The sequence below is a fragment of the Ancylobacter defluvii genome, assembly GCF_018390605.1.
GTDB classification, from domain to species: domain Bacteria; phylum Pseudomonadota; class Alphaproteobacteria; order Rhizobiales; family Xanthobacteraceae; genus Ancylobacter; species Ancylobacter defluvii.
The window spans coordinates 106918-118009 of the sequence record NZ_JAHBGD010000017.1 but is presented as its reverse complement, the minus strand read 5'-3'; the positions used below and the strand labels follow the sequence as shown (position 1 = coordinate 118009).

The following is an 11092-nucleotide window of genomic DNA, read 5'->3' as shown; positions in this document are numbered from 1 at the left end:
GAGATGCGCGGCCGTTTTATTTGTGCCGGCTGTCGGCGCGCTCAGCGGCGCGGCTGGGCGATGGCGCCTTCGACCCGCTCGGCGATATAGGGGAAGAACGGGTTGGACGACATGCGGGTCAGCGCGTCGACGCTGACGATCAGCGCACCGCGCTCGCCGCGCACCGCCATCGCCCCGAGTTGAAGGCCGAAATCCTCGGTGCCGTCCGGCTGCGAGCCGTAGAGATTGTCGCTCTCCGGGAACGGCAGGGCGACATGGGAGAGCGAGAACACGTCCGGCGGATAGAACAGGCCGAGCGGGCGATCGATGCTGGCGGTGGCGCCGGCGGGGGTGAGGCGCTCCAGCACCTCGCCATTGTCCGGGCTGACATTGGTGATCATCGACAGGGTGAAATTGCGCGGCGCCGGCGGCACGTTGCGGCCGAGCGCGGCGGCTGAGGTCCAGCCGCGCAGCAGCGGGCCGAGCTTGGTGTTGCGGTTGAGATCGAACAGCACCAACTCGCTGCCATTGTCCGGCAGCAGGCCATAGAAGGCGGTGACCACGGCGCGGGTGGAGACGGTGAAGTCCAGCGCCGACTGGAAGGTGAGCGCCGGCGGCAGGTCCTTGAGGCCGCCGGCCCGCGCCCGGCGGGCGATGGAATCCTGCAATGCCGAGGTGAGCAGATAGGACTGGCGGGCGCCGTTCACCGGAAACGAATTGTACTTGAACGGGTTGAACTCCGGCAGCACCGACAGCCAGGCCGCCTTGGCGAAGGCCGGCAGGAAGGCGGGCAGACCGGCGAGGCCGGCGAAGCGCGCGAAGCGGGTGATGCCGATCATCGGCGACAGCAGGATCAGCCGGTCCGGCCGCGCCATCGCCGGATCGTCCAGCGCGTCGAGGGCGTATTTCAGCGCCAGCGCGCCGCCATTGGAGAAGCCGACCAGATGCAGCGGCGCCGCCGGCGCGAGGCGATGGGCCTCGCGGACCGCGAGGCGGGTGGCGGCGAGCCAATCCTCCCATTCCGCCTTGGCGAGGCCGCCGGGCACGGTGCCGTGGCCGGGCATGCGGATCGCCACCACCGCCCAGCCGGCCTCGGCATAGAGCCGGGCGACGTGGCGCAGGCTGTAGGGCGAATCGGTGAGGCCGTGCAGCAGCACCACCGCGCCCTTGGCCTCGCCTGACGGGGCGATCTCGTAGGAGCGGTTGAAGTCGCGCGTCAGCCGCGGCGGGTAGACGATGCTGCCGGAAAAATAGCGGTTGGAGGGAATGCGCTGGTCTTCGGGCAGCGTCTGCACGACGTTTTCCCACACCTCGTCGAAGGCGCGGTTCTCGGCAGCCAGGAAGCCGGCCCAGTCGGTGCGGTCCATCTCGGCGACGGTGAGCTCGCGGGGCACGAAGCTATGCCAGGCCTCCAGCGGCGCGCCGCTCTGCGAGAACCAGACGCGGGTGGAGATGAAAGTCGCCAGCACCAGTACGAGCGTGACGAGCAGCCAGAGGGCGAGGCGCTTGAGGCGGCGAATGGCCATGGGAGGCGCTTTCCTTCGATATCGGGCGGCGTCACGCGTCCGGCGCGCGTCCGGACAAGAGCCGGGCGACCCAGCCGGCGGAGGTGGTGTGGGCGCACAGGGTCAGTGCGGCGATGACGAGCGGCACGCCGATGAAGGCACCGGCCAGGCCCCAGAGGAAGGCGAAGAAGAACACCGCCAGCAGCACCAGGAAGGGCGACATGGCGAGCGCCTTGCCGGCGATGCGCGGCTCGACATAGGAGCCGAGGATGAACTGGATGACGTTCATGCCGGCGAACACCGCCACCGCCATCTGCCAGCTCTCGAACTGGGCAACGGCGAACAGGGTGGGCAGCAGCGTCGCCACCAGCGGGCCGATGAAGGGAATGTAGTTGAGCGCGAAGGCGATCACGCCCCACGCGAAGGCGAGGTCGAGCCCGGCCACGGCGGCGAAGGCCCAGACGGCGAAGCCGGTGGCGACGCTCATCGCCGTGCGCACCAGCATGTAGCGGCGGAACTTGTCGGCGATGTCGGCGCCGGCGGCGAGCAGCACCCGCCCGCCTTCGCCCGCCTCGCCGGCAGCGAGCTTGCGGCGGACGATGTCGACCTCGAGCAGGCCGAGCAGCACGAAGATGAGGGTGACGACGGCGAAGCCGACCATGCCGTTGAGTCGCGCCGCCACGCCCTGGAAGAAGCGGATCAGCCAGGAGACGTTGAAGGTCTCCATGAAGGTGCCGGCGGCATAGAGGCCGTGGCCCTCCAGCCATTCGGCGCCGGAAAGGTAGAGCGCCTGGAAGCGGCCGGCATTGGCGATCAGCCACTGCGCGGCGCGGCCGAAGCCCCATATGGTCATCGAGGTGAGCGCGAGCAGCACCACGAGGCTGATCGCCAGGCTGAGGAACAGCGCGAGAAGCCGCGGCAGGCGCCGTGCCAGCAGCTGCTGCAGCGGCCAGACCAGGGCGATGAAGAACAGCGCGAAGGCCACCGGCGCGACGATGGAGGCGGCGAGATAGGCCGCAGCGCAGATCAGGATCGCGGCAATGATGCCGAGAAGGATTAGAGTACCGCGCCCGTTCATGTCCCACTCGCCAAAAGCTGCCCCATGCCGGATAAAGCCTCGCCCGATCCGCCACAAGGCCGTATCGAATCCGGCGGGACGGCATTTCCGCGGCGTCCGATTTGGGAAAAATCAGCCTATTGTGATTGCATGATTATTTGTCATAGTGTGCTGCACAATAGCATCATTGATATTGTCGACCCCCAGGGAGTGGTAAAGTGCTGAAGCTCGGCTACAAGGCCTCCGCGGAGCAGTTCGACGCGCGCCAGCTCGTCGATTTCTCGGTGCTCGCGGAACGGAAGGGATTCGATTCCGTCTTCATCAGCGACCATTTCCAGCCCTGGCGCCACACTGGCGGCCACGCGCCCGCCGCCATCGCCTTCCTCGGCGCGCTCGGCTCGGCGACCTCGCGGATCACCATGGGCACCAGCGTGCTCACCCCGACCTTCCGCCATCACCCCTCGATGGTGGCGCAGGCCTTCGGCACGCTCGGCCAGCTGTTCCCCGGCCGGGTGATCCTCGGCGTCGGCTCGGGCGAGGGGCTCAACGAGGTGCCGGCGACCGGGGCCCCGTGGCCGGAGCTGAAGGAGCGCTTCGCCCGGCTGCGCGAGGCGGTGCGCCTCATCCGCACGCTGTGGAGCGAGGAGCGCGTCAGCTTCGAGGGCGAGTTCTACAAGACCGAGAACGCGACGATCTACGACCGGCCGGACCAGCCGGTGCCGATCTACATCGCCGGCGCCGGGCCGATGGTGGCGAAGTTCGCCGGCCGCGCCGGCGACGGCTTCATCTGCACCTCCGGCAAGAAATGGGACCTCTACACCGAGACGCTGCTGCCGAACGTGGCGGCGGGGCTGGAGGCCTCCGACACTCCCGGCCGCCGCTATGAGCGGATGATCGAGATGAAGGTCTCCTTCGACACCGACCGGGCGCGGGCGATGGCCGACACAAGGCACTGGGCGGCGCTGGCGCTGTCGCCGGAGGAGAAGCACTCGGTGGAGGACCCGCTGGAGATGGAGAAGCTGGCCGACGCGCTGCCGGTCGAGCGGGCGGCCTCGCGCTGGATCGTCTCCACCGATCCGGACGAGCATGTCGAGAAGATCGCCGCCTATGTGGGGCTCGGCTTCGACCATCTGGTGTTCCACGCGCCGGGTGAGGACCAGCCGCGCTTCCTCGAGCTTTATGCCGAGCAGGTGCTGCCGCGCCTGCGCGCCCGCTTCGGCTGAGCCATGGTTGAACCCACCTCCCGGCCCGCCGCCCGGCTGGAAATATTCGCGCTGCCCGACTTCCCGCTGGTGGAGGCCGGCGACGACCTCGCCGGGCCCATCCTCGACGGCGTGGCCCGGCTTGGGCTGGTGCTGGCGCCGCAGGACGTGGTGGTGCTGGCGCAGAAGGTGGTGTCCAAGGCCGAGGGGCGGCTGGTCCGCCTCGCCGATGTCGTGCCCTCGGCGCGGGCGACGGCATTGGCGCAGGAGGTGCGCAAGGATGCGCGCCTCGTCGAGCTGATCCTCGCGGAGAGCGTGCGGGTGGTGCGCACCCGGCCGGACGTGCTGATCGTCGAGCACCGGCTGGGGCTGGTGATGGCCAATGCCGGGATCGACCAATCCAATATCCGCCATGATGGCGGCGAGGCGGCGCTGCTGCTGCCGCTCGACCCGGATGCCAGCGCCGGCCGCCTGCGCGCCGACATCGGGCGGCGTGCGGGAGTGGCGCCGGCCGTTGTCATCAATGACAGCTTCGGCCGGCCGTGGCGGCGCGGCACCACCGGCATCGCCATCGGCGCCGCCGGCCTGCCGTCGATGATCGACCGGCGCGGCGAGACCGACCTGTTCGGCCGCACGCTGCGGGCGACGATGATCGCCCATGCCGACGAGATCGCCGCGAGCGCGTCGCTGGTGATGGGGCAGAGCACCGAGGCGACGCCGGTGGTGCTGGTGCGTGGACTGCAATGGACTGCGCCGGACAATCCGGCGGCGACGCTGATCCGCACGCCGGAGGAGGACCTGTTCCGGTGACCGCCGGGCGGGGAGCCGGCGGCATCTGGGCGGTGGTGCCGGTGAAGCCGTTCGGCCTCGCCAAGCAGCGGTTGGCGGCAACGCTTGCGCCGCAAGCGCGCGCCAGGCTGGCGCGGGCGATGCTGGAGGATGTGCTGGCGGCGCTGCGGCAGGCCGAAGCACCGCCCGGCGGCACGTTTGGTGGGCTTGGTGGGCTTGACGGGTTTGGCGGGCTCGCCGGCACGCTGATCGTCTCGGCGGAGCCGGCGGTGGCCGAACTGGCGCGGGCCTACCGGGCCGAATGGCTGGCGGAGCCGGAAGTGGCCGGGCTCAACGCGGCGCTGGCGCGGGCGGCGCGGCATCTGGCGGCGCGGCGGGCGGCCGGGCTGATGGTGCTGCCCGGCGACATTCCGGGGCTGGCCGCCGCCGAGGTGGCGCAGGTGATCGCCGCGCATCCGGCCGGCGGGGTGAGCCTGGTGGCCGCCCATGACGGGCAGGGCACCAATGCGCTGCTGGCGACGCCGCCGGAGGTGATCGGCTTTGCCTTCGGGCCGGGCAGCCTGGCGGCGCATCGCGCCGCGGTGCAGGCGGCCGGGGTGCCGGTGCGGGTGCATGCGGGCGCGGCGCTGCCGGGGCTCGGCTTCGATGTCGATGCGCCCGGCGATCTTGCGTGGCTGGCCCGGCTGCCGGCGGAATCCCGCACGCGGCAGGCGCTCGCCGCCGAAGGCGTTTCGGTGGATCGGACTTAAGCTCGACAGGGGAGGGGCGGCATGGCGAATTTCGTTCTCGTGCACGGATCGTTTCACGGTGCCTGGTGCTGGCAGCGGCTGGTGCCGCTGCTGGAGGCACGCGGCCACACCGTGCTGGCGCCCGACCTGCCGGCGAGCGGCGGCGACCCGGCGTTGCCCGAGACCGCCGATCTCGACAGCTATGTCACGCGCGTCTGCTGGGCGATCGACCAGCTGCCCGACGATGTGGTGCTGGTCGGCCATTCCATGGGCGGCATCGTCAGCGCGCAGGCGAGCGAGCGCCGCGCCCACCGGCTGGCGGCCACCGTCTATGTCAACGGGCTGCTGCTCACGCATGGCGCCAGCCTCGTCAGCTTCCTCGACGCGCATGCCGATCTCGGCGTCGAGGATCTGGTCTTGAAGAACATGCAGGTGGCGGCGGGCGGGCAGACCGCGACCTTCCCGGCGGCGGCGGCGGGCGAGGTGTTCTACAATAGCTGCACGCCGGAAGACGCAGCCTGGGCCGCCGGGCAGCTGACGCCGCAGCGGATGAAGATTTATGCCGACCGGCTCGACCTCAGCGCCGCGCGCTTCGGCAGGGTGCGGCGCTTCTATGTCGAGGGCACGCGCGACAAGGCGGTGTCGCTCGCCTATCAGCGGGCCATGACGGAGGAGACGCCGTGCGAGGCGGTGTTCACCCTCGAGGGCGACCATTCGCCCTTCCTGTCGGCGCCGGAGGCACTCGCCGGGCTGCTCGATACGGTGGTGGCGCGGGTGGGTATCTAGGGCGTCTTAGAGGCGCACATTCTGGCGGCAGGGAGTGCCTTGCGGCTGCTTTTTTAAGCAGATGTTCAATGGCGAAACCGGGTTTCGAAGCCCTGTTGGCTAGAGTGTCTATACACCAGCACACTTTGGCACAGAACTTGGATTGTTCATCGGCATAGCCATTGGAGTGCCGGATGTCGTCCATCGCCTTTGAGTCGGTCTTCAAGCGTTACGGGGAGGTTGATGCCGTTAGGGAACTCAACCTCACCTGCGCTGCCGGCGAGATGCTCGCCCTGCTGGGGCCCTCGGGCTGCGGCAAGTCGACCACATTGAAGATGGCCGCCGGCATCGAGAGCGTGTCGTCGGGCGAGATCTGGTTCGGCGACAAGCCCGTCTCGCGCCTTGCGCCCGGCGAGCGCAACATCGCCATGGTGTTCGAGGACTACGCGCTCTACCCGAACATGACGGTGTGGGAGAATGTCGGCTTCCCGCTGAAGGTGCGCGGCATCACCGGCCAGCCGGCCTCGCAGCGCATCGGCGAGGTGCTGCAGCTGCTCGGCCTGCGCCAGATGGCGGATCAACCCGTGCGCGGCCTGTCGGGCGGGGCGATGCAGCGCGTGTCGATCGGCCGGGCGCTGGTGCGCGACCCGGAAGTGATCCTGTTCGACGAGCCGCTGTCGCATCTCGACGCCGACCAGAAGGTGCAGCTGCGCGCCGAGATCAAGCGGCTGCAGAAGCTGCGGCAGGTGACCTCGATCCTCGTCACCCACGACCAGACCGAAGCCATCGCCATGGCCGACCGGGTGGCGGTGATGAATCACGGCGTGCTCCAGCAGGTGGGGGCGCCGCAGGACCTCTATGAGCGCCCGGCCAATCTGTTCGTCGCCAACTTCATCGGCGAGCCGCCGATGAACCTGATGAAGGCCGCCTATGCCGGCAACCGCATCGTCGGCGAGGGCTGGGAGGTGACGCTCACCACCGCGCGGCGGGCGAAGCTGCCCGACGGCGCCATCGTCGCGGGCATCCGCCCCGAGCATGTGACGGTGTCGGCGCCGGACGTCGCGGGCGACGCGGGAGGGGCGGCGCGGGGAACCATCATCTATCGCGAGCCGCGCGGCGATGCCGACGTGCTCACCGTGGCGCTCGATGCCGGCAGCGGGCCGGGTGGCAAGCTGGTGGCGGAGATCGCCGGCCCGACGGCCTGGCGGGCGGGCGACAAGGTGTCGGTCGGGCTCGATGTCGGCCGGCTGCTGGTCTTCGATGCCGCGAGCGAGAAGAACCTGGAGGTGGCGCCGTGAACGCCCCGCTGCGCATGTCCACCCATGCCGGGCTGATCGCCCGCGGCATTTCCAAGAGCTTTTCCTCCAAGGGGCAGCCGCACAAGGTGCTGGCCGAGATCGGCATCGAGGTGAAGCCGGGCGAACTGCTGGCGCTCACCGGCCCTTCCGGCGCCGGCAAGAGCACCTTCTGCCGCATCCTCGCCGGGCTGGAGCGGCCGGATGCCGGTTCGGTCGAGCTCGGCGGCCGCGCCATGGCCGAGGTGCCGGCCGGCCAGCGCGGCGTGGCGCTGATGTTCGAGAGCTACGCGCTCTATCCGCACCTCACCGTGCGCGGCAATGCGCTGTCGCCCTTGCAGGCGCCGGGCGGTCGGCTGGCGCTCGCCGAGGCCAACAAGCGCGTCGACGAGGTGCTGGAGCTGCTGGAGATCCGCCATCTGCACGAGCGGCTGCCGGGCGCGCTGTCCGGCGGGCAGAAGCAGCGCGTGGCGCTGGCGCGCCTGCTGGTGCAATCGCCGGCGCTCTATCTGCTCGACGAGCCGATCTCGCATCTCGACGCCAAGCTGCGCCACAAGCTGCGCGGCGAGATCCGCCGCCGGCTCTCCGGGCTGACGGTGCCGACGATCTGGGCGACGCCGGACGGCATGGAGGCGCTGTCGGTCGGCGACCGGGTGGCGGTGATCGACCAGGGCCGCCTCGAGCAGATCGGCACGCCGGAGGAGATCTGGCTGCGCCCGGCGAGCGCGCGGGTGGCCAAGCTGCTCGGCGATCCGCCGATGAACCTGATCGACGGCGAGCTGACCCGCGAGGACGGCGCCATCGTGTTCGTGCGCCGGGGGGTGAAGCTGACGCTGGCCGGCGCGCTGGCGCGGGCGGCGGAGCGCGCCAGCGGCGCGGCGGCGACGCTGGGCGTGCGGCCCGACGCCATCGGCTTCGTGGCGCCGGATGCCGGGGGCAGCGCATCCGGCGCGGTGCTGGCCGAGGTCTATTCCAACGAGCCGTTCGGCAAGCACGCCATCGTCACCATCGATCTCGGCAACCTGCTGGCCAAGGTGAAGACCTCGATGGCGGCGGCCGCGGCACTGGGCGCCGATGGCGGCATCGGCCGCGGCATCGGCATCACATTTCCCGGCGAGGGGATGGTCCTCTTCGACGGTGCGACCGGCCGGGCGCTTTCCGGCGACTGACGACTGACAGGCATAAGCCGCTAACGGCAAACTACAGAGGGAAAGAGCGATGAAGCGTAAGATTTGGTGTTTCGCCGCCGCCTTGGCGGCAACCACGGCACTCACCGTGCCGATGGTGGTCTCCGGCGTGCAGCCGGTGCTGGCGCAGGATGCCGGCTTCTATGCCAAGGCGGCGGCGCCCTATAAGGGCACCACCATCCGCGTGCTCGACGAGATCACGCCGCTGCAGGAGACGCTCTCCAAGATCGTGCCGGACTTCGAGAAAGAGACCGGCATCAAGGTCGAGTGGGAGCTGCTCAACCATTTCGAGGTGATCAACAAGGGCCAGGCCGACATGCTGTCCGGCCGCGGCTATTACGACGCCATCATGCTGCACGGCGCCCAGCTCGGCCCGATGCTGTCGGCCGGCGTGATCATGCCGCTCGACAAGTTCGTCGCCGACCCCAAGCTGTCGGATCCCGGCCTCAACGCCGCCGACTTCATCCAGGCGCCGTACAAGACCACCGCCTTCAGCGACGGCAAGCAGTACGGCTTCATCAACTGGAACTACAACCACGTCTACTGGGCGCGCGCCGACCTTTTGAACAACCCGGAAGAGCAGGCGGCGTTCAAGGCCAAATACGGCTATGACCTCGCCCCGGCCAAGACCATCGAGCAGATGCGCGACATCGCCGAGTTCTTCACCCGCAAGAAGGGCGAGAAGCTGGCCGGTGTGCCGCTGACCAGCGATTTCTACGGCATCGTGCTGGAAGGCATCAAGGGCGGCTCGACCTTCTCCAACCTCTGGGTGAACTTCATCCAGAACTATGGCGGCAACCTGCTCGACAAGGACGGCAAGCCGGTGTTCGACAGCCCGCAGACGGTGGCGGCGCTGAAGATGTGGCGCGAGCTGTGGACCTTCGCCCCGCCCGGCATCGCCGAATACTCGCTGGTCGACGTGCCGACCGTGATGGGCAACGGCATCGCCGCCCAGTCGCTGGCCTGGTCGGACTTCGTGCTCGGCATCGACAAGCCGGGCGTATCGCCCTTCGCCGGCAAGTTCGTCTACGCCCCGATCCCGGCCAAGGCCGGCAACGAGGCGCACCGCCATGCCGACGCCGAGCCGTCGGTGACGGTGATCAGCGCCGCGAGCAAGAACCCCGAGCCGACCTTCCTGTTCCTGCAGTGGCTGGCCGACAAGAAGCAGCAGGACAAGCTGATCGAGATGGGCCAGGGCGGCGTGCCGATCCGCGAGAGCTCGTGGGCGGCCCCGGCGATCACCGGCAGCACCAACCCGACGCTGTTCGCGGCGATGAAGTCCTCGCTCGACGTCGCCACCGCGCGGCCGAAGATGGAGAAGTACCCGGAGATGTTCGATGCCATGAGCGGCATCGCGCAGCAGGTCGGCCTCGGCAAGATGACCCCCGAGCAGGGCGCCAAGGAAGGCCAGGCCATCCTGGAGAAGCTCTGCGGCGGCAAGTCCTGCACGCTGTGACATCCGGAACGCTGTGACGTCCTGCACGCCCACGCAGTGACGTGACGTTCCATGCACCGGAGGCCTGGCGCTTCCGGTGCCCGATACGGCCGGCGCCCACCCGATCTGCCGGCCGCCTGCCGGGACGCGTGCCCCCGCGTCCCGGCTTCTTCTTCCCGATACACGACCACGCAGCGAGACGGACAGGCAGGATGGCGAGCGCAAGCGAGACGATGACGGTGGCCAAGCCGCAGGCGACGGGGATGCGCGAGCGGGCCTGGTATCCCTATCTGCTGATCGCCCCCTCGATGATCACCCTGGTGGTGGTGTCGCTGGCGCCGTTCATCTACGCCATCTATCTGAGCTTCCACGAGGCGAAGTTCGGCCGGGTGCGCGACTTCATCGGCTTCGACAACTACATCACGCTGCTCACCGATGCGCGGTTCTGGAACTCCATCGGGGTCGCCACGACCTTCGTGTTCATCGCGGTGCCGATCGAATTCATGCTCGGGCTGATCGGCGCGCTGGTGCTGAACCAGAATGTGCGCGGCCGCTCGATCCTCATCCCGCTCCTGTTCATGCCGACCATGATGGCGCCGATCGTCGTCGGGCTGCTGTGGAAGATCATGCTCGCCGGCTCGTGGGGGTTCTTCTCCTACAACGTGCTGGAGCGCTTCAACATTCTCGGCGAGACCTCGATCTTCGCCTCGCCGGAGCTGGCGCTGTACGCGCTGATTTTCGTCGATATCTGGCAGTGGACGCCGTTCATGATGCTGGCGTTCTTCGCCGGCCTGCAGGCGCTGCCGCTCGGCCCCTACCGTGCCGCGGCGGTGGACGGGGCCAACCCGGTGCAGATGTTCTTCCACATCACCCTGCCGATGATGACGCCGCTGCTCGCCGTGATCGGCCTGCTGCGCTTCATCGACGCCTTCAAGGTGTTCGACACCATCTACATCCTCACCAATGGCGGGCCGGGCATCTCGACCGAGACCCCGTCCATCCTCGCCAACAAGATGACCTTCGAGTTCTGGAACATCGGCGAGGCCTCGGCACTGGCGGTGCTGGTGTGGATCGCCTTCTTCGCCTTCTGCTCGATTTTCTACCAGGTCGCCAAGAAGCGCCTGAACGCGTTCTGAGAGCTTAGCTTTTC

At 68.9% G+C, this 11092-nt stretch carries 10 protein-coding genes; 8 read left to right on the top strand and 2 right to left on the bottom strand.

The window, feature by feature from the left end; all coding sequences use genetic code 11:
- Positions 1-41 precede the first annotated feature (41 nt).
- Both KHC24_RS12215 and KHC24_RS12210 read right to left on the bottom strand, forming a co-directional pair.
- Positions 42-1505, bottom strand: a complete 1464-nt coding sequence (locus tag KHC24_RS12215) for an alpha/beta hydrolase (RefSeq protein ID WP_213363549.1) — start codon at positions 1503-1505, stop codon at positions 42-44.
- Positions 1506-1536: 31 nt separating this feature from the next.
- Positions 1537-2562 (bottom strand): AI-2E family transporter, encoded by a 1026-nt coding sequence (locus KHC24_RS12210; protein ID WP_213363548.1) that lies wholly within the window; start codon positions 2560-2562, stop codon positions 1537-1539.
- Between the two features lie 197 nt (positions 2563-2759).
- Here KHC24_RS12210 and fgd point away from each other — a divergent pair, with 197 nt between their 5' ends.
- From fgd to KHC24_RS12170, 8 genes are all read left to right on the top strand, one after another.
- Positions 2760-3764: a glucose-6-phosphate dehydrogenase (coenzyme-F420) gene (gene fgd, locus KHC24_RS12205; protein ID WP_213363547.1), complete on the top strand. Its 1005-nt coding sequence runs from the start codon at positions 2760-2762 to the stop codon at positions 3762-3764.
- A gap of 3 nt (positions 3765-3767) precedes the next feature.
- Positions 3768-4553, top strand: a complete 786-nt coding sequence (gene cofE / locus KHC24_RS12200; RefSeq protein WP_213363546.1) for a coenzyme F420-0:L-glutamate ligase — start codon at positions 3768-3770, stop codon at positions 4551-4553.
- Complete coding sequence (gene cofC / locus KHC24_RS12195; protein WP_213363545.1) at positions 4550-5281, top strand: 2-phospho-L-lactate guanylyltransferase; 732 nt, start codon at positions 4550-4552, stop codon at positions 5279-5281. The genes cofE and cofC overlap by 4 nt, the downstream gene beginning before the upstream one ends.
- Positions 5282-5302: 21 nt before the next feature.
- Positions 5303-6046, top strand: a complete 744-nt coding sequence (locus KHC24_RS12190) for an alpha/beta fold hydrolase (protein WP_213363544.1) — start codon at positions 5303-5305, stop codon at positions 6044-6046.
- Positions 6047-6219: 173 nt separating this feature from the next.
- Positions 6220-7323: an ABC transporter ATP-binding protein gene (locus KHC24_RS12185; RefSeq protein WP_213363543.1), complete on the top strand. Its 1104-nt coding sequence runs from the start codon at positions 6220-6222 to the stop codon at positions 7321-7323.
- Positions 7320-8489 (top strand): ABC transporter ATP-binding protein, encoded by a 1170-nt coding sequence (locus KHC24_RS12180; RefSeq protein WP_271180673.1) that lies wholly within the window; start codon positions 7320-7322, stop codon positions 8487-8489. The genes KHC24_RS12185 and KHC24_RS12180 overlap by 4 nt, the downstream gene beginning before the upstream one ends.
- Positions 8490-8538: 49 nt before the next feature.
- The gene (locus KHC24_RS12175) at positions 8539-9963 is read left to right on the top strand and encodes an extracellular solute-binding protein (RefSeq protein ID WP_213363542.1); all 1425 of its coding nucleotides are present in this window, start codon (positions 8539-8541) and stop codon (positions 9961-9963) included.
- Between the two features lie 191 nt (positions 9964-10154).
- Complete coding sequence (locus tag KHC24_RS12170; protein ID WP_246546842.1) at positions 10155-11078, top strand: carbohydrate ABC transporter permease; 924 nt, start codon at positions 10155-10157, stop codon at positions 11076-11078.
- The last annotated feature ends 14 nt before the right edge of the window (positions 11079-11092 follow it).